This is a genomic window from Haloferax sp. S2CR25 (assembly GCF_031624535.1).
In the GTDB taxonomy this organism is placed as follows: Archaea; Halobacteriota; Halobacteria; order Halobacteriales; family Haloferacaceae; genus Haloferax; species Haloferax massiliensis.
The window spans coordinates 82,229-98,904 of the sequence record NZ_JAMQOO010000004.1 but is presented as its reverse complement, the minus strand read 5'-3'; the positions used below and the strand labels follow the sequence as shown (position 1 = coordinate 98,904).

The following is a 16,676-nucleotide window of genomic DNA, read 5'->3' as shown; positions in this document are numbered from 1 at the left end:
AAACTGCTAAGTACGATTGGGTCCACACCAACGATATGTGGCGCTCCCGGACGAACCGGGACCGGAAGCGCGTCGTGTGCATCGCATGCGGTGACGCGGTCCTCCGGTCGGCGGCGCGCGAGTACGACAAAGAGGGGAACCGCTGGGAACGGCACGGTAAGCGGTTCGAACACCTCTGTAAGGCCTGTTACCGCGGACTCTGTCATCAGCCCCGCGAGGAGCTCGAAGGCCTCCTCGTCGACATCGAAGAACACGGCATCTCCAACGAGGAGTTCCTGCTTCGCTACTTCGACGCGGTCAAAGAGCGGTACGAATCCCCCGGCGAGCGCGGGCGCTGAAGACGGGTTCGGCGGCCCGTCGCCGGTCCGCGCAAACGCGCGCTGACGAGTGATATCAATTCTCGTCCGTCGCGGCTCGTGCCCGACACTCATTTCTCCCTGCCCCGTCTAGTCGGGGCTATGTCAGACGACGCGCAGGCGTACGCCGGGACCGCCGAAGGGCAAGGACCGGTGGAGATAGACGCCGAACTCGCGCGACACCTCCAGAACAAGCGCGAGGACCTGTTCGAGGAGTTCGAGATTCGTGACGCGTTCCCACCGGAAGTCCTCTCGGAGGCGCGTGCGCGCACCGACGGCGTCCACGAGGAAATCGAAGACGAACTCGAACACCGCAAAGACCTCCGAGACCTCACGACGTGGACGACCGACCCCGTCGACGCCCAGGACTTCGACGACGCCCTGAGCATCCGCGAGAACGAGGAGACGTACACGCTGTGGGTCCACATCGCCGACGTGACCCACTACGTCCACCCCGGCTCGGAGATGTGGGCCGAGGCCGTCAAGCGCGGCAACACCGTCTACCTCCCCGCCTACACCATCCACATGCTCCCGCCGGCGCTGGCCGAGACAGTCTGTTCTCTCGTCCCCGAGGAGGACCGCCTCGCCCACACCGTCGAGATGGAGATCAAGAAGGACACGCTCTCGTTCGAGTCTATCGACATCTACAAGTCCGTCATCCACTCCAACGAACGGCTCACCTACACGCAGTGTGAAAACCGGCTGGAAGACCCCGACCTCCCCCTCCACGAGGAGAACTCCCTCGTCTTCGACCTCGCCGACCAACTCCACGAACAGCGCAAGGAAGACGGCTCGCTGGTCCTCAACCCGAGCCGGGACCGCGCCCACACCATCATCGAGGAGTGCATGCTGAAGGCGAACAAGGCCGTCACGCACGAACTCATGTGGAACCGCGGCGTCGAGGCGATGTACCGCGTTCACCCGCAGCCGACCCCCGACCAGTGGGACAAGGCGCTCCGCGAAATCACCGAACTCGACGGCGTGAGCATCCAGTCCACGTCGTGGGACGAACCCCGAAAGGCCGTCAACGACGCCTTGGAGAGCGCGAACTCCCGCACGCTCAACAAGATTCAGCGCGCCGTGCTGAAGGTGATGCCCCGCGCGAAGTACATGAACGACCCCTTCGGCGGCCACTACGCGCTCAACTTCGACATCTACGGCCACTTCACCTCGCCCATCCGGCGGCTGTCGGACCTCATCAACCACTGGATCGTCCACGAGAACGACGTGCCCGAGGACCTCGTCGAACTCTGCGACCGCGCCTCGGACCGACAGAAGGACGCCGAGACGGCCGAGCGGCTCTACAAGCAGTTCCTCCAAGAGGTCGGCTTGGACCCCTACGCGGTCAACAACCGCGGTATCGTCACCGTCGACGACGACGGCGAGGTCATCGACGAAAACGGCCTCCCGCCGCGCGAGTAACCGCGCGGTCGCTCCCGTTCGACCGACTCGTTTTTGACAGACAGGGCCGACAGGAGTCCACCAGCCGATTCCGACGAGCCGACCGCAGAGCGACAGATTCGACTAACCGAGGTGTCGAAACGGTGGCCTTCGCTCCCTCGCCGCGACCGTCTACTCCTCTTGTTTGTGCGTGAACAGCAGCACGTCGCCGTCGTGCTGTGTCACACAGAGGTCGAGCAGCATACTCAGTTCGAGGCTGTTGTAGTCGTTCTCGCAGACGACCAAGTCGTCGAACGGCTTCTCGCACGCCGGACAGGCGATAGAGACGGTGTTCTGGTAGGTGGTGACGCCGCCGCTGGACTCGTAAGGCGTGAGCGACGACCGGAGTTCGTCGAGTTCCTCGTCGTTCATGAACGTGTTGTGCGCGGGGCGTGCGTATAATTCTTCACGGTTGGACACCGACCGCGGTTAGACGCGACTCACGAATACGGCTCACGATTCTCGACTCACGACTGCCCCGCGTCGTCCAACCCGCAGGCCCACCGGAAGTGCGGGTGCACCCACGACAGCTCTGCGGCGTTGGCTTCGACCCACGACGACGGGTCGCTCAGCCGACGCGACAGCACCTCCGCGCGTTCCTCGTGCGTTCCCTCCCGGTCGAACGGGATCAGTTCGAGCGTCCGCGACGCGGGATTGAAAAAGACCGCCCGCTCGGTGTCCGCGTCGAGTCCGATCAGCCGCGAGCCGTTGGCGTCTCTCTGGAGCAACGCCTGCGCCATCCGGTGTTGGTGGACCCCGCGGCGCGTCTCGCGGAGTTTCGACACGATTGCTCGAAAGAGGGCCGTCGGGTCCGACGGGGGTTCGCCTCGTCGCGTTTCCATACCGACGCCCTCGAAGCGAGACGGTAAGAGGGTCCGCCATGAGCGGAGTGAAAGTGTCGGGTTCGGTGGAAGTGAAGATTGACGAATGGCCCTCGCTTGGCGCGTCGGGTTGGTTCTCTGTGTCCTCCTCGTCGCCGACTGTGCCGGTGGCCCCAGTTCAACTGCGACGATGACCGACGGAACACCGACGACCATACTAACGACCGCTCCGATACCGACTGACAACTCAACGCCAACCAACGAGACGCCGACGACCGGCGATCCGGCGTACGGGACCGAGTTCGTCTCCGTCTCGAAACTGGAGAACGGAAGTCGGGCCGAGACGTGGCCCGATAACAAGACCGCCCGCTTCGAGAACCTCTCCGAACCGCGGAAAGAGGTGTTTCGGGACGCGCTGGATGGCCGGGTTACGTTCGGACCCGACGAGGAGAATCCGTTCGCGTTCAGCGATTCTGACCGACCCGAACTCGTCCGGTACGAGGGAGAGTGGTACTTCGTTCGGGTCGCGATTGTGTAGCCGCGAACGCTACAGCTCAGTATTCGTCACGGTGGGTGGCGTCACGAAAATAGCAGTAGCTCAGACCGTGAGACGCATATGATAATTTTAAAACATTTCTTTGCGTGTGATTATAGTATGGAATCCCCTCCAAAAGACTTCATGCAGGGGCGGTCCAGCGCATGGTCCAGTAAATTTGGACTGATAATTATTTCGCTGCCCCCTATTGGATTCTCTGCGGCCGTATCACGGTTCCTTGGCGTCAGCTCACCAAATTCAATCGTTGAACTCTTCTATTTTCTAAGCACGTTCTGCACCGTACTTCTCATATCAATGTTCAGTACGTACTTCGTGGCATATCAACTCGGCATGGGACAGAAATGAGAAACTGGACGTGCATCTGTCCGCAACGCAGTAGTGACTCGTCGGACCCCTAAGTTACGACTCATAGTCTTGCGTCGCGAAAATGGTAGTGGACTCGCGGGGGAGTGGTGAGTTTCCAAGGCTCCAGTCCCCCTTCTAAGCGTCTACCTGTGGACTCTCGGTGAGTCGCAGGTCTGGTTCATCGAATGGCGAGTCGGGTGCTTGCTGAATGAGATGGCGGACGTATTCAGCACGACTCATTCCGTGGTTCTTGCTCTGTTCGTCGACTTTCTCGACCATCTCCGGTGGCATCGAGATGGTGACGTTAACCGATAGTGCCATGCGTGAATAAGTGAGCAGAATAGTGATGTATAACTTACTGACCCAAAGAATTATTGAGTCAATGAGTTATTGGCCACACCTCATCAATCACTAAGTCGTTACACCAAATATGAGCACGAGCCCGGACAATGGGACTAAAAACGTCTCCGCGCAGGTCAGCAATGACTTCGCCGAGGAATTTGATCGAGCCCTCAAAAGAGCACAAGTAGAAGGTACTGTTCCACTTGATCTGTCGCGCGCAGAGGCGATTCGCCGTCTTATGCAGTTAGCGATTGATGACCCATCTATTCTCGCAAAGGTTGAAGACTAAATATCGTACATACTCATATTAAGCTTGCCAAAAAACACCACACATATTAGACCAAACATGAGAGAATATGAGTTAGAGATAGAGGATGTACTAGAGGATACCATAGAAGTTAATCAGACAGAAGAAACATTTCCTAATTCTTGGAGACCATCAAAGCCATCAACCAATGCAACTCTATGGAGATATGTTGATTTTACTAGATTCTTCTCCATGTTAGTCCAGAAACAGATATGGTTGCCTCAAATAACTCAGTTTGACGACCCATTCGAAGGCGTGTGGTCAAATAAACGACTAACAGCATTTGAAGAAGAAATCCCGTCTCCAGAAGGGCAAGATTATGAGCCGCCAAAAGGTCAGACAAACTTTAGTAAGACTTCGTATGCGAGCTGTTGGCACAAAAACGAGAACCAATCTGCTGCGTTATGGGAATTATACGGAATATCAAATCAGAGTGTCGCGATAAAAACTGATTTTGGGTCGCTGATTTCGGCTGTCGACTTATCAGGATATATGGACTACTCATTTGGGTGTGTTGAATACCTTGATTACTCCAACGACGACATGCCTAAAGGACCCTACAGCCCAGTTTTTCACAAACGAAAAAGCTTCCAACACGAGCAAGAATTTAGACTAGCTGTACTAGAGCCCAAATTGATCCCGCGGGTTAGACAAAAAATTGAGCAGAACAAACACATTCTTGAACTAGCAGACGGGGTAGACATGTTCCAACTAGCTATAGAGAACATGCCGCCGGGCATTAACTTGGATATCAATGTAGACCAATTAATTAATGAGGTCTATATACATCCGGAAACCGATGGATGGGTTGTCAAAACAATACAAGAATTGATTACTACTTGTGGATATTCCTTCACACTTCAAAAATCAGACTTATACACAAATCCTGAAGAACTACGTTAAAATGAAATCTATTAGTGTAGGAGACAACAAAATACATGCCTGAAGATTCCTTATTCCATGAAATAATCAACTATCGGAAAAATATTTATGATAACTTGGCAAGTGACTCTCTCTCAATTTTAAGTATTCAGCTATTCATAATTCCACTAACAATATCTCTGATTAGTCTAGTGTCACGAGTTGCAGCAAATAACGAGAATAAAGAGACTTCGATTATTGTTGACATGGCAAGGGATCTTAACAATCCGATGACTGTTCTTGCCATATTTGGGATGGTAATGTCAATTTCACTCTCGTCAATCACATATTATAACGCTCGGAGAAAATCTAATGCACAACTGAGATATCTCAGCGAACGATATTATAGTCAAGACACTGAAACGGCACTAGAGCAGGTATATCAGTGGTACAATTCAGTTTTCGGAGACCATGTTGAGAAACCATCTAGTTACGAAGATGTAATTGAAAGTTTCAAGAAGGGTGACAATCCAGGAGAGTTTATCAGGGCAACACTAGCAACATCACTATTCTTGACACTATCTTCCCTCGCGATTATATTCGATTTAGTGGTGTCTACAGTCTTCAACCAAGTAACCAGCATTTTAATTATTATTGGGATACTTACAGTAATAGGACTTACGTATGTCCGCCATATTGCTGCATTAATTCTATACTCAGAACAAATAGCCAATAAACTAAATAGGTTTTTAATATCTGTTCTCTCAAAATTAGTGTTTAGTGAGGACTCCTTAGCTCTCAAGAACCCACTAAGGAATTTGACGTTTGCCTCAGTGATACTACTCACACACCCTTTTTTGGCACCATATGCCAATTCAGACAGCTATTTACTCACCTTTGCTGCTGCGTACGTGCTCTTCGCTCTTGGAGTGCACTACCAAGCAAAGCTAGAAGTCCCTCACCGGGATAGCAACCAAGACTAGGTGATCGGTACTAGGTCATCAAATACATCTTCCGCTGTTCCTCAAACTCCTCGTGGCCGGCTTCGTTCCACCCACCAGCCTCACGTACCCACTTACTCACCGTCGACGGCTTCGCCCGACGAATCCGAATCTCACCCCTGTCGAAGTCGTAGAGGACGAACGCGAACCACGCAACGCCCCGAGCGTCCGCCGCGAGTAACGAGCGCGTCTGGTCGTGTCGAAGTCGAAAGCGTCCGTGCGCGGGGTACTTCTCGCCGATCCGTACGGAGGTGGATTTGACCTCGGTCTTCGCGCCGCTGTTGGGATGGACACAGTCGTACCAGAACGCGTCGTCTGGTCGGTGGTCAAGGTCGTAAACCTCGGCGACCAACTCCTCGGCGAGCGTCGCGGTCTCGCCGCTCTGCAGTCGCTCTTTTTGATGTCGCGAGAGGTCGCGCATATCCAGACGATCGACACTGGCGTGACTCGCAGGGCTCCTGACAGAGCCACTGCTCGTCGGTTTGGTGTCGAGAGAAAGTAGTGGACTCGCGGGGTCCCCACGAGCAGTGCGAGACGACCGTGTCGTCTCGCTGGCCCTGCGGGCGACTTACGGGTCGCCCGCAGACGAAGCGAGTGGGGGCAAGCGAGTCCAGTGACTGAGGGAGTGAAACGACCGAAGGAAATGGACTCGCGGGGATATTGAACCACGGTCGCTCCCGTTCGCTCGCGACGCTCGCTCACCTCTCGCTCCCTGATTCAAATCCCCGCTCGAACAGGCACTACATCACGCGACGCAGAAGGTACTCGTCGGACTCCTCACGGAGTCACGACTCGCTGGGTTGCGTCGCGAAAATGGTAGTGGACTCGCGGGGATTTGAACCCCGGGCCTCTTCCTTGCGAAGGAAGCGATCTGCCACTGATCTACGAGCCCTCATTCCCACGGAGTCGTGGGATACACTTATACCCTATGTTTTGTCCGCGGCCGGGCATGCGATAGCATCCCGTTCCGTCGGGCGATTATGCGGGCGTCTGCTCGCGCGTCGAACGGAAGTGAGATGACACGCGCCTTAGCGCTGAAGGTCAGCTCGGAGGCAGAGTCCTCCGGACGCGCGCCTCGACAGCCGCGAGTGTGACGGGCGGGCCGTCACGAACGGGCGGTCCGAGAGAACCCGGACAGCGCCGTCGTTAGTCTTCGAGGACGATCTCGATGCTGACGTCGTTCGGAACCTGAACGCGCATCAGCTGGCGCAGAGCGCGTTCGTCAGCGTCGAGGTCGATGAGACGCTTGTGGACGCGCATCTCCCAGTGCTCCCACGTCGCCGTCCCCTCGCCGTCAGGCGATTTGCGGGCGGGGACTTCGAGCGTTTTCGTGGGCAGCGGGATCGGCCCGCTGAGGTTGACGCCCGTCTTGTTCGCGATCTCGCGGACGTCGTCGCAGATATCGTCGAGGTCTTCCGGACTCGTGCCGGCGAGCCGAACGCGTGCCTGTTGCATCGTTATCGCTCGTTGACTTCGAGCACTTTGCCGGCCGCGATGGTCTGACCCATGTCACGGACAGCGAAGCTGCCGAGCTCCGGAATCTCGGAGGACGGCTCGATGCTGAGCGGCTTCTGCGGACGGACGGTCACGATGGCGGCGTCGCCGGACTTGATGAAGTCCGGGTTCTCCTCAGCAACCTCGCCCGACGCGGGGTCGAGCTTCTGGTCGATGGACTCGATGGTACACGCGACCTGCGCCGTGTGGGCGTGGAAGACCGGCGTGTAGCCAGCGGTGATGACCGAGGGGTGCTGCATGACGACGACCTGCGCCTTGAACGTCTCGGCGACCTTCGGCGGGTCGTCAGCCGGGCCACAGACGTCGCCGCGGCGGATGTCGTCCTTGCCGACGCCACGAACGTTGAAACCGACGTTGTCGCCAGGTCCGGCCTGGTCGACTTCCTCGTGGTGCATCTCGACGGTCTTGACCTCGCCGCCGACGTCAGAGGGCTGGAAGCTCACGTTGTCGCCGGGGTTGAGGGTACCCGTCTCGATACGGCCGACCGGGACCGTACCGATGCCGGAGATGGTGTAGACGTCCTGGATGGGCAGGCGCAGCGGCGCGTCCGTCGGCGGCTGCGGTGCCGGCAGGTTGTTGAGCGCTTCGAGGAGGATGTCGCCGTCGTACCACGACGTGTTGTCGGAGCGCTCGGCGATGTTGTCGCCCTCGAAGGCCGAAATCGGGACGTAGGTCGCGTCGTCGGAGTTGAAGCGGACCTGCTTGAGGAGCTTGTTGACCTGCTCCTTGACGTCCGTGTACTTGTCTTCACTGTAGTCGACGACGTCCATCTTGTTGACCGCGATGATGAGTTCGCCGATGCCCAGGGTGCGGGCGAGGAAGACGTGCTCGCGGGTCTGCGGCGCGACACCGTCGTCGGCGGCGACGACGAGAACCGCGTTGTCAGCCTGCGAAGCACCGGTGATCATGTTCTTGACGAAGTCGCGGTGGCCAGGACAGTCGACGATGGTGAAGTAGAACTCGTCCGTGTCGAACTCCTGGTGGGCGATGTCGATGGTGACACCGCGCTCGCGCTCTTCGGCGAGGTTGTCCATGACGTAGGCGAATTCGAATCCGCCCTTGCCCTTCTCCTCGGCTTCCTCTCGGTGCTGCTCGATGACGTGCTCCGGGACGGAGCCGGTCTCGAACAGGAGTCGGCCGACGAGCGTACTCTTACCGTGGTCGACGTGGCCGATAATGGCCAGATTCTGGTGGGGTTTGTCGCTCATTGGTGTGGTCACGCGCTAAGGCGCTCTGTGGGGAATGTTTTTGCTGAAACCCCTAAAACGATTTCGATACGCGCTACGGGCCGTCTAACCGCCGTACTGCGATTTGCGGAACCATACCACGGTCGCGGAAACGGAACGGCCGGTCGAGGTCGACTGTCAAAGAAAACGAGGGGTACAGGCTGTCTCCCGGTCTATTCGAGACGAGACACGTCGGACAGAACGGCCGTCGCCGTCTCGGGACCGCCCGCTCCGCGGCCGCTGATGTTCAGTTGCCCCGCGTGTTTGGTCTCCAACTGGACGATGTTCTGCGTGCCCGTGACCGACAGCGCGGAGCCCTGCGGAATCAGCCGCGGGGCCACGCGGACGCCGTCGGCGGTTGCCTCGCCGATGAGGCGGACTGTCCGGCCGTCCTCGGCGGCGAGGTCGAGCGCCGTCCCCGGAACGTTGCGGATGCCCTCGACTTCGGCGTCGTCGAGCGCGTACTCGGTCTCGCCGTCCGAGAGGACGTTCGCGAGGATGACGAACTTCAGCGCGGCGTCGATGCCGTCGACGTCGAAGGTCGGGTCGGCCTCGGCGACGCCGAGGTCCTGTGCCTCCGCGAGCACGTGCTCGTAGTCGAGGCCCTCGGCGGCCATCCGCGAGAGGATGAAGTTCGCCGTCCCGTTCAGCACGCCGCGAGCGGCGGTCACGTGCGGCGCGCCGAGGTCGGAGATGGTCGAGAGGATGGGAATCGCGCCGCCGACGGCCGCCTCGAACTGTACCGTCCCCTCGCTTTCGGCTTCGAGCGCGCGCAGGTCGGCATAGCGCTCGGCGACCGGACCTTTGTTCGCCAAGACGACGTGGCGGTCGTCGCCCAGCGCGCGCTCGACGTGCGAGAAGCCGGGTTCGGCGTCGCCGAGCGTCGTCGGCGTCGCCTCCACCAACACGTCGTAGTCGGCGTCGAACACCGATTCGGGGGCGGCATCGCCGACCACGCCCTCGCGTTCTTTGCGGTCGTGGACCGCGCTCGGGTCGAGACCGTCCGGGTCGGCCACCGAGGACGACGAGTCCGCGAAGGCGACGACGTCGTGGCCGTAGTCGCCCGCGAGGTCGAGGACCGAGCCGCCGACCGCGCCCGCGCCGAGCACGGCGAGTCTGAGGCTCATTGGGAGCCCTCCGCGAGCGGTTCGACGACGTGCAGACCCTTCTCGGCGGCGAGGTCGCGGACGACCGACAGCGTCTCGTCGACGCGGCCGGAGCGGACCGCGAGTCGGAGCCGGGCGCTCGACGCCTCGTCGGTCCCCTCGCGGGCGGACAGCGACAGGTCCTGGAGGGTCGCGTCCGCCGAGGACTCGATGCGGTGGAGCGTGTCCGAGAGGTCGGAGTCGACGATGTCGCCCACGAGGATGACCATCACCTCCTCGCCGAAGTGCTCCGCGCCGGCGCGGATGACGTTGACGCCGGCGTCGCGGAGCGCCTCGACGATTCGCTCGAAGCGGTCGGGCGGGCATTCGAGGTCGACCTCCACGGGGATGTGCCCGCGAGGGGTCAGGCTCCCGCGCTCGTGGAAGATGGAAAGCAGATTGCCGCCGTTGTCGGAGATGGGCTTGAGCGCGGCCAGAAGCTGTCCGGGCTCGTCGACGAGTTCGAGCCGAATCGTGTGCGGTTTCGGCATCTCGCCGCTCCCGTCGGCCTCGGCGTCGCTCCCGCCGTCGATGTCCTGTGCGCTCATCGCCCCACCCCCGAGGGCCGTCCCGACGCTGTTGTCCGCGACGCGCGGCTCGGTCGTGGTTTCGCGTCGTCGCGCCAGGAGTCGAGAGACGTGCCCTTACGCATATCTACCCGTGATTCGGCCACGCGGTATAAGCCTTCGCAGCCGACACGGTTTGCCGACGCCGAGGGCGTGCTGGCATGTGTCACGGACGGCGGTCGACCGCGAGCGCGACGGCGAGCGGCGAGACGAGAAAGACGCCGGCGGCGACACGGGAACCGGCCTGCGGCGACGCGAAGACGGGCCGACGAACCGGGGCTATGGCTGCCCGGGTGAAAAAACGAAAGAAGGCGCGGCGGTCGCGCTTAGATGTAGTCGATAGCCTGCGAGAGCTCGAGCTTCATGCCCTTGCGCTCGCGGATCTCCATGATCTTCTCGCGCTGGAGGTTGTCCGAGAGCACGCGGAAGCCGGCGTTCTCCGTGTTCCAGGAGGCGCGGCCTTCCGTGGCCGAACGGATGTCCGACGAGAAGCCGATCATCTCTTCGACGGGCGCGATGCCCTCGATGACCATGAGGTCACCTTCCTGGTACATGTCGTCGACGCGGCCGCGGCGACCCTGAATCTCGCCGGAGGCCGAGCCCATGTATTCGGAGGCGACGTCGATGCGGACGTTCTGGATGGGTTCGAGGAGCTTCACCTGACCCGCGATGAGCGAGCGGTGGACCGCGTCGCGCGTCGCAGGGATGACCTGGGCGGGACCGCGGTGGATGGTGTCCTCGTGGAGTCGCGCGTCGTGGAGGCGCAGGAGCGTCCCCTGGACGGGCTCCGCGGCGAGCGGACCGTCGTCGAGCGCCTCTTCGAGACCCTCGATGACGAGTTCCATCGTCTCGTTGAGGTGCTGGATACCCTTCGTGTCGTCGATGAGGATGTTCGTCCCGTGGATGTGTTCGACGTTCTGGGACGTGTCCTTGTCCATGCCGGCTTCCTGCAGCGCCTCGCGGCGCTCCAGTTCGGGCATGTCCATCGAGATTTCGCCGAGCTTGATGGAGTCGACGATGTCCTGCGAGAGGGGTTCCGCCGTGATGTAGAACTTGTTGTGGCGGTTCGGGGAGACGCCCTCGACCTCGTGGGACTTGCCCTGGACCTGCTCGCGGTAGACGACAATCGGCTCACCGGTGCGGACCGGGATGCCCTGGTTGTCGCGGATGCGCTGGGTGATGACTTCGAGGTGGAGTTCGCCCTGACCGGAGATGAGGTGCTCGCCCGTGTCCTCGTTGATCTCGATGCGGATGGTCGGGTCTTCCTTCGCGACCTGCTGGAGCGTCTGGATGAGCTTCGGCAGGTCGTCCATGCGCTCCGCCTCGACGGACTTCGTGATGACCGGCTCGGAGATGTGCTCGATGGACTCGAACGGCGTCATCTCGACGGACGAGACGGTGGAACCGGCGATGGCGTCACGGAGGCCCGTGACGGCCGCGATGTTCCCCGCGGGGACACCACGGTCGAGTTCCTCGCGCTCGCCGCCCATGAACACACCGACGGACTGGACGCGGTTCTTGCCCGCGGTCCCGGAGACGTAGAGCTCCTGGCCCTTGCGGATGGTTCCGGAGAACAGGCGACCCGTCGCGATTTCGCCCGCGTGGGGGTCCATCGAGATGTCGGTCGCCATGAAGACGACTTCGCCGTCGTCGTCGACCTCGCGCATCTGGCGCGCGATTTCAGACTCGGAGTCTCCGCGCCAGACCGTCGGGATACGGCGGGGCTGGGCGTCGAGCGGGTTGGGGAAGTGCTCCGCGACCATGTCGAGGACGACGTCCGAAAGCGGCGTGCGCTCGTGGAGTTCCTGGCGGTCGCCACCGCGCTCCAGTTCCATGATGTCGCCGAAGGAGATGCCGGTCTCCTCCATCGACGGCATGGAGACGCCCCACTTGTAGAGGGCGGACCCGAAGGCGACGGTCCCGTCTTCGACGGAGACCGTCCAGTCGTAGTCCTTCTCCTCGGTCATCCCGCGGATGAGCTCGTTGACGTCGGTGATGACGTCGACGAGGCGCTTCTGCATCTCCTCGGGACCTTCCTGCAGTTCGTTGATGAGGCGGTCGACCTTGTTGATGAAAAGCGCCGGCTTGACGCCCTCGCGGAGCGCCTGACGCAGGACCGTCTCGGTCTGCGGCATGGCACCCTCGACGGCGTCGACGACGACGAGCGCGCCGTCGACGGCGCGCATCGCGCGCGTCACGTCGCCACCGAAGTCGACGTGGCCCGGCGTGTCGATGAGGTTGATGAGGTGGTTCTCGCCTTCCCATTCGTGGGTCATCGAGACGTTTGCGGCGTCGATGGTGATGCCGCGTTCCTGTTCGTCTTCCTTCGTGTCCATCGCGAGCTGCTGGCCGGCAGTCTCGTCGGAGATCATGCCCGCACCTGCGAGGAGGTTGTCGGAGAGGGTCGTCTTACCGTGGTCGACGTGAGCGGCGATGGCGATGTTCCGGATCTGCTCCGGCTTGTCCATCAGTTTCTCACATTCCTGGACGATCTTCTTTCGTCGGCCCATTATACAGGGGTCTACCGGCAGGAGGGTCAAAAGAGTAGTGTTTTTGCCGAGCGGATTTCCCATTTTCAGCCGTCCTACCGCCGGGGTATGAGCATTTTTGTCACGATACCCGAGACTGTCCGCCGGACGCGAATCTCGTCGCCGCGGTCGGCGCAAGAGTCATGTTGGTTGATAACATTCCTCAACTTGAATGGACCTCCGAGTCGTCGGGGGCGCGCCGGCAGACCCGTTCTTGAGCGCCGCCGACCTGTTCGAAACCGAGTTCGAGCTTTCGTACCCCGTGTTCGTGCGCGTGCGCGACGACCCCGATTCCCGCACGTGGGCCGGCCACTATCAGGACCACCACGTCCTCAACATCTCCCGGCAGGCCGCCACCAGCGCGATGGCCCGCGAGCTCGCGCTCCACGAGCTATCGCACATGGCCCGAAACGAGGAGGGCCACGTCTCGCACTACCAGTCCACGCGCGAGGCGGTCTTCCTCGCCCTCGCGGGCCGGACCGTCGAGCGCCGAAAGCTCGCGCACTGCTACCAGATCGCCAACCACTGCAAGGACATCTACGCCGACGACCTGACGCTGTCTGTCGCGCCCGCGGACAAACTCGTCCAGTTCCTCGAATCGCAACTGGCCGCGGCGCTCGCCGACCGACCGCAGTCGCCCGCGCGGCCGGGCTCTCGACTCGTCACCGCGGGGTCGGACCCCGAAATCACGGCCGTGAACGCCGCGTTCGCCCTCGCGCTCGTGGAACGGCACGACCTCGTCGAACCGGACCACCGGCTGTACGACCTCGCGCACGCCGCGGCCGACGACGCGCCGTCGGTGTCGCTCGACACGTTCAAAGAGCGGTTCCGGACGCTCGCCGCTGACCCCTCGAAAAGCGAGTACCGCCGGACGCTCGTGGACGTGGTGAAAAACTACGTCGTCAACCCCGGCGTGGCGGCCGACTGAACGCCGCGCGACGACTGCGGGAAAGCGAGCGAACGAACCAGCGACCCCGTCGTGCGGCGTCGTCACTCGCCGCGGTGAAAAACGAAAGAGAGTGGAGAGATTACCGGGCCGCTTCGGCGACGCGCTCTTTCTCCTCTTTCTGGGAGATAGCGTACGTCTGGACGTCGTAGTCGGCCGCGCCGATGAGCTGTTGTGCGAGCGCCTCGGCGGCGGTGGTCGTGGACTTGTAGGAACCGCTGAGGGTACCCTGCGCGATGAACTTCAGCGCCTCGTCGACGCGGCGCTGCGGGGCGACGTCGACGGCCTGCGGGACCGAGATACCGCCGTACTTGAGGCGGACGGTCTCCTCGCGGGGGCCGGCGTTCTCGACCGCGCGGATGAGCACCTGCACGGGGTTCTCCTCGGTGCGCTCGTTGACGATTTCGAACGCTTCCTTGACGATTTTGCTCGTCTTCTGTTTGTGTCCCGTGTTGTCCTCGGTCTGCATCAGGCGGTTGATGAGCCGCTCGACGATGCTGATTTCGGACTTCTGGAACTGCTTCGAGGCGTGACGACCCATCGTGTGGGCGATGGGCGTCGCCTTGATGTACCGGCTCATGCTGGGGTCGGTGTACTCCATCTCGGAGACGTCCCAGACGCCGAACAGAAGCGCGTTCTCTTTCGCTTCCTCGCTGCTCGCGGGGGACTCGGGCTCGGGTGCGTCGCTTTCCGACATTGTTAGCGCACCGGCTTTTCGGCGTTTCCGCGGACGAGTTCGATCATCGAGACGCCGTTGACCTTCTCGACCTTGTAGTTGACGCCCGAAAGGTCACCCATCGCGCGACCCTTCGCGCCGCCGATACCGGCGATGGTGACTTCGTCGTGCTCGTCGATGAACGAAATCGCGCCGTCACCGGGACAGAAGGCGGTGACCTGCTTTCCGTTCTTGATGAGCTGAACACGGACGCATTTCCGAATCGCCGAGTTCGGCTGCTTTGCTTCGATACCGACCTTCTCAAGGACGATGCCGCGACCCTGCGGGGCACCCTCAAGCGGGTCGGACTTCTTGCCGAGACCGCGCTCACGGCGCGCGTACTCAGAGTCGGACCAGCGGCGCTTCTGCCGGTCCTGCTTGAGCTTGCGCGCGGCGTATTTGCCGTTCGCCATAGTGAACAACAGTTCCAGATGGAGCTACTTAAGCCTCCCTTTTCGAATCCGGCGAGACGGCTTCAGGAGCGATTAGCGGCCCCTAAGGAGGAATCTGAGGTCGTTTCGTCGGTTCGAACGGCGGCACCTCCGCGTCGAAGAGCGACTAAACCGCCCGGAGATGGTGTCGTTTCGACCTCCGTGCGAACCGTCGCCACACCGGCCGTTTTCGCCCCCGTTCGGCCGGGTCACTCGCCGCCGCGCTCGCCGACGAGGTCCACGTCGAGGCGACCGCTGACCTCCCGTCCCGACGCCGGTCCGAGCGTCAGCCCCTCCTCGTCGAATCGTCGCTTGACCCGACGCCGGAACCCCGAGCGGACGTCGACGAGGCTCACGTCCATCGGCGAGGCGACCCAGAACTCCGCCTGCAGCCCGACCGAACTCCCGGCGAATTCGAGGATGCGCGCGGTCGGCTCCGGCTCGTCCAGCACGCGGTCGTCCTCCCGCGCCGTCTCGACGAGTTCGCGGAGCGCCAGCTCCGTGTCGTCGGCGTACGCGACGTCGACGCGCTCGGTGATTCGGTAGCGCTCTCGGCCGTACGGTCGGGTAAGCGCGTTCGTCGTGAGCTCCGTGTTCGGCACCGAGATGGTCTCGTTGTTCACCGTCCGTACGCGCGTGACCCGGAAGTCGACCGCCTCGACGACGCCCTCGCCGCCGGGCCACGATATCCAGTCGCCGACGTTGAAGTCCGGGTCTGCCACGAGAAAGAGGCCGCTGATGAGCGCGCCGATGACCTCCTGTCCGGCGACGCCGACGACGAGCGTCAGCGCCGCGACGATGAGCGCCGTGTCGGTCAGGACCGACGCGTACCCCGCGCCGATGACGCCGGCGAGCGCGGCGACGACGATGACGAAGGCGTGCGCGTAGGTCTCCGTCGCCGACTTCAGCGTCGGGTTGTTCCGGTTGCGGGAGCCGACGAGCCTCGTCACCGCGGGGACCACGAGCAGCCGACCGACGAGATAGACCGCGACCGCCGCCGCGGCGAACCCCGCGGTCGCGCTCGCGAGCTCCTCGTACTCCGAAAACCCCGTCGGGTCGAGTTGCCCGACTGCGACCCCCAACGACTGTCGTATCGGCGACATGCGTAGCTCGCCGTTCGGTGGGGACAAAAACGTGTGGTCGCGTCGACCGCCCTACGTCAACTGGATGTCGTCGATGTCGTAGTGGCGACGCGCCAGCTCGCGGGCGGTGTCGATGGTCTTCCCGCTCGCGCCGATGGCGACGCCGCGGTCGGCGTCGGCGACCTCGACGTACGCGACGGTGTCGTTCTGCCGCGAGAGAGTCACGTGTCGGACGGCCGCCGGCGCGAGCGCGCTGGCGACGAACGCCTCCGGCGTGTCGGCGTCCTCGACCAGTTCGACCGTCCGGCCGAGCTGGCGTTCGACCGACTGGACGGTCCGCCCGCCGGGGCCGATGGCCGTCGCCATGTCGCCCGCGGCGACGAGGAAGACGACCCGGTCGTCGAAGACGAGGCAGTCGTGGGCGGTCGCCTCCGTCTCCTCCTCGAAGAGGGCGATGAAGCGGCGAGCCGTATCCGACAGCGTAACTTTCATC

The 16,676-nt window shown here is 61.6% G+C and carries 20 protein-coding genes and 1 tRNA gene; 7 read left to right on the top strand and 14 right to left on the bottom strand.

Annotated features, from left to right (window positions below; translation table 11 throughout):
- The first annotated feature begins 35 nt into the window (after positions 1-35).
- Both NDI65_RS11370 and NDI65_RS11365 read left to right on the top strand, forming a co-directional pair.
- Positions 36-338, top strand: coding sequence for a small CPxCG-related zinc finger protein (locus tag NDI65_RS11370; protein ID WP_004969072.1), 303 nt, complete (start codon positions 36-38; stop codon positions 336-338).
- 120 nt (positions 339-458) lie between these two features.
- Positions 459-1,778: a ribonuclease R family protein gene (locus NDI65_RS11365; protein ID WP_089779593.1), complete on the top strand. Its 1,320-nt coding sequence runs from the start codon at positions 459-461 to the stop codon at positions 1,776-1,778.
- Between the two features lie 150 nt (positions 1,779-1,928).
- Here NDI65_RS11365 and NDI65_RS11360 read toward each other — a convergent pair whose 3' ends face one another.
- Complete coding sequence (locus NDI65_RS11360; RefSeq protein WP_042663886.1) at positions 1,929-2,168, bottom strand: hypothetical protein; 240 nt, start codon at positions 2,166-2,168, stop codon at positions 1,929-1,931.
- Positions 2,169-2,263: 95 nt separating this feature from the next.
- On the bottom strand, positions 2,264-2,638 hold the full coding sequence (locus tag NDI65_RS11355) for a hypothetical protein (protein ID WP_089779595.1): 375 nt from the start codon (positions 2,636-2,638) through the stop codon (positions 2,264-2,266).
- Between the two features lie 169 nt (positions 2,639-2,807).
- Between NDI65_RS11355 and NDI65_RS11350 the strand changes: the two genes are divergently transcribed.
- Positions 2,808-3,155, top strand: a complete 348-nt coding sequence (locus NDI65_RS11350; protein ID WP_089779597.1) for a hypothetical protein — start codon at positions 2,808-2,810, stop codon at positions 3,153-3,155.
- 498 nt (positions 3,156-3,653) lie between these two features.
- Here NDI65_RS11350 and NDI65_RS11345 read toward each other — a convergent pair whose 3' ends face one another.
- Positions 3,654-3,839, bottom strand: a complete 186-nt coding sequence (locus tag NDI65_RS11345; protein WP_042663879.1) for a ribbon-helix-helix domain-containing protein — start codon at positions 3,837-3,839, stop codon at positions 3,654-3,656.
- A 109-nt stretch (positions 3,840-3,948) separates the two neighbouring features.
- On the opposite strand from NDI65_RS11345, the gene NDI65_RS11340 reads away from it, so the two are divergent.
- From NDI65_RS11340 to NDI65_RS11330, 3 genes are read left to right on the top strand one after another with little or no spacing between them, the layout of a single operon-like run.
- Positions 3,949-4,149: a hypothetical protein gene (locus NDI65_RS11340; protein ID WP_089779599.1), complete on the top strand. Its 201-nt coding sequence runs from the start codon at positions 3,949-3,951 to the stop codon at positions 4,147-4,149.
- 57 nt (positions 4,150-4,206) lie between these two features.
- Positions 4,207-5,070 carry a hypothetical protein gene (locus tag NDI65_RS11335; RefSeq protein ID WP_139043122.1) on the top strand — a complete coding sequence of 288 codons (864 nt, stop codon included), beginning with the start codon at positions 4,207-4,209 and terminating at the stop codon, positions 5,068-5,070.
- Positions 5,071-5,105: 35 nt separating this feature from the next.
- Positions 5,106-6,011: a hypothetical protein gene (locus tag NDI65_RS11330; RefSeq protein ID WP_139043123.1), complete on the top strand. Its 906-nt coding sequence runs from the start codon at positions 5,106-5,108 to the stop codon at positions 6,009-6,011.
- Positions 6,012-6,021: 10 nt separating this feature from the next.
- Here the strand turns inward: NDI65_RS11330 and NDI65_RS11325 are convergent, their stop codons facing one another.
- The 7 genes from NDI65_RS11325 to NDI65_RS11295 form a co-directional block, all read right to left on the bottom strand.
- On the bottom strand, positions 6,022-6,450 hold the full coding sequence (locus NDI65_RS11325) for a hypothetical protein (RefSeq protein ID WP_089779601.1): 429 nt from the start codon (positions 6,448-6,450) through the stop codon (positions 6,022-6,024).
- 399 nt (positions 6,451-6,849) lie between these two features.
- Positions 6,850-6,921: transfer RNA gene (locus tag NDI65_RS11320), tRNA-Ala, on the bottom strand.
- A gap of 254 nt (positions 6,922-7,175) precedes the next feature.
- Positions 7,176-7,484 carry a 30S ribosomal protein S10 gene (gene rpsJ / locus NDI65_RS11315; protein ID WP_004044563.1) on the bottom strand — a complete coding sequence of 103 codons (309 nt, stop codon included), beginning with the start codon at positions 7,482-7,484 and terminating at the stop codon, positions 7,176-7,178.
- Between the two features lie 2 nt (positions 7,485-7,486).
- The gene (tuf, locus tag NDI65_RS11310; protein ID WP_042663874.1) at positions 7,487-8,752 is read right to left on the bottom strand and encodes a translation elongation factor EF-1 subunit alpha; all 1,266 of its coding nucleotides are present in this window, start codon (positions 8,750-8,752) and stop codon (positions 7,487-7,489) included.
- Positions 8,753-8,943: 191 nt separating this feature from the next.
- On the bottom strand, positions 8,944-9,897 hold the full coding sequence (locus NDI65_RS11305; protein WP_310893670.1) for a homoserine dehydrogenase: 954 nt from the start codon (positions 9,895-9,897) through the stop codon (positions 8,944-8,946).
- The gene (locus NDI65_RS11300; RefSeq protein WP_089779603.1) at positions 9,894-10,463 is read right to left on the bottom strand and encodes an amino acid-binding protein; all 570 of its coding nucleotides are present in this window, start codon (positions 10,461-10,463) and stop codon (positions 9,894-9,896) included. The genes NDI65_RS11305 and NDI65_RS11300 overlap by 4 nt, the downstream gene beginning before the upstream one ends.
- 344 nt (positions 10,464-10,807) lie before the next feature.
- A complete protein-coding gene (locus NDI65_RS11295; protein WP_042663872.1) occupies positions 10,808-12,991 on the bottom strand; it encodes an elongation factor EF-2 in 2,184 nt (727 codons plus the stop codon).
- Between the two features lie 190 nt (positions 12,992-13,181).
- Here NDI65_RS11295 and NDI65_RS11290 point away from each other — a divergent pair, with 190 nt between their 5' ends.
- Positions 13,182-13,937 (top strand): DUF5781 family protein, encoded by a 756-nt coding sequence (locus NDI65_RS11290; RefSeq protein ID WP_042661921.1) that lies wholly within the window; start codon positions 13,182-13,184, stop codon positions 13,935-13,937.
- A 100-nt stretch (positions 13,938-14,037) separates the two neighbouring features.
- On the opposite strand, the gene NDI65_RS11285 is transcribed toward NDI65_RS11290, so the two are convergent.
- The 4 genes from NDI65_RS11285 to NDI65_RS11270 all read right to left on the bottom strand — a co-directional run bounded on the left by NDI65_RS11285 (position 14,038) and on the right by NDI65_RS11270 (position 16,675).
- A complete protein-coding gene (locus NDI65_RS11285) occupies positions 14,038-14,652 on the bottom strand; it encodes a 30S ribosomal protein S7 (protein WP_042661920.1) in 615 nt (204 codons plus the stop codon).
- Positions 14,653-14,654: 2 nt separating this feature from the next.
- Positions 14,655-15,083: a 30S ribosomal protein S12 gene (locus NDI65_RS11280; protein ID WP_004044570.1), complete on the bottom strand. Its 429-nt coding sequence runs from the start codon at positions 15,081-15,083 to the stop codon at positions 14,655-14,657.
- A gap of 227 nt (positions 15,084-15,310) precedes the next feature.
- Positions 15,311-16,204 (bottom strand): mechanosensitive ion channel domain-containing protein, encoded by an 894-nt coding sequence (locus NDI65_RS11275; RefSeq protein WP_042661919.1) that lies wholly within the window; start codon positions 16,202-16,204, stop codon positions 15,311-15,313.
- Between the two features lie 51 nt (positions 16,205-16,255).
- Entirely contained in the window at positions 16,256-16,675 is a 420-nt protein-coding gene (locus tag NDI65_RS11270; protein WP_089779605.1) for a NusA-like transcription termination signal-binding factor, read from the bottom strand.
- Between the last annotated feature and the right edge of the window lies 1 nt (position 16,676).

Bases quoted from the DNA above. Each gene is read 5' to 3' on its own strand.
- NDI65_RS11370 (WP_004969072.1), top strand. From the start codon at position 36: ATGTGGCGCTCCCGGACGAACCGGGACCGGAAGCGCGTCGTGTGCATC.
- NDI65_RS11365 (WP_089779593.1), top strand. From the start codon at position 459: ATGTCAGACGACGCGCAGGCGTACGCCGGGACCGCCGAAGGGCAAGGA.
- NDI65_RS11360 (WP_042663886.1), bottom strand. From the start codon at position 2,168: ATGAACGACGAGGAACTCGACGAACTCCGGTCGTCGCTCACGCCTTAC.
- NDI65_RS11355 (WP_089779595.1), bottom strand. From the start codon at position 2,638: ATGGAAACGCGACGAGGCGAACCCCCGTCGGACCCGACGGCCCTCTTT.
- NDI65_RS11350 (WP_089779597.1), top strand. From the start codon at position 2,808: ATGACCGACGGAACACCGACGACCATACTAACGACCGCTCCGATACCG.
- NDI65_RS11345 (WP_042663879.1), bottom strand. From the start codon at position 3,839: ATGGCACTATCGGTTAACGTCACCATCTCGATGCCACCGGAGATGGTC.
- NDI65_RS11340 (WP_089779599.1), top strand. From the start codon at position 3,949: ATGAGCACGAGCCCGGACAATGGGACTAAAAACGTCTCCGCGCAGGTC.
- NDI65_RS11335 (WP_139043122.1), top strand. From the start codon at position 4,207: ATGAGAGAATATGAGTTAGAGATAGAGGATGTACTAGAGGATACCATA.
- NDI65_RS11330 (WP_139043123.1), top strand. From the start codon at position 5,106: ATGCCTGAAGATTCCTTATTCCATGAAATAATCAACTATCGGAAAAAT.
- NDI65_RS11325 (WP_089779601.1), bottom strand. From the start codon at position 6,450: ATGCGCGACCTCTCGCGACATCAAAAAGAGCGACTGCAGAGCGGCGAG.
- rpsJ (WP_004044563.1), bottom strand. From the start codon at position 7,484: ATGCAACAGGCACGCGTTCGGCTCGCCGGCACGAGTCCGGAAGACCTC.
- tuf (WP_042663874.1), bottom strand. From the start codon at position 8,752: ATGAGCGACAAACCCCACCAGAATCTGGCCATTATCGGCCACGTCGAC.
- NDI65_RS11305 (WP_310893670.1), bottom strand. From the start codon at position 9,897: ATGAGCCTCAGACTCGCCGTGCTCGGCGCGGGCGCGGTCGGCGGCTCG.
- NDI65_RS11300 (WP_089779603.1), bottom strand. From the start codon at position 10,463: ATGAGCGCACAGGACATCGACGGCGGGAGCGACGCCGAGGCCGACGGG.
- NDI65_RS11295 (WP_042663872.1), bottom strand. From the start codon at position 12,991: ATGGGCCGACGAAAGAAGATCGTCCAGGAATGTGAGAAACTGATGGAC.
- NDI65_RS11290 (WP_042661921.1), top strand. From the start codon at position 13,182: ATGGACCTCCGAGTCGTCGGGGGCGCGCCGGCAGACCCGTTCTTGAGC.
- NDI65_RS11285 (WP_042661920.1), bottom strand. From the start codon at position 14,652: ATGTCGGAAAGCGACGCACCCGAGCCCGAGTCCCCCGCGAGCAGCGAG.
- NDI65_RS11280 (WP_004044570.1), bottom strand. From the start codon at position 15,083: ATGGCGAACGGCAAATACGCCGCGCGCAAGCTCAAGCAGGACCGGCAG.
- NDI65_RS11275 (WP_042661919.1), bottom strand. From the start codon at position 16,204: ATGTCGCCGATACGACAGTCGTTGGGGGTCGCAGTCGGGCAACTCGAC.
- NDI65_RS11270 (WP_089779605.1), bottom strand. From the start codon at position 16,675: ATGAAAGTTACGCTGTCGGATACGGCTCGCCGCTTCATCGCCCTCTTC.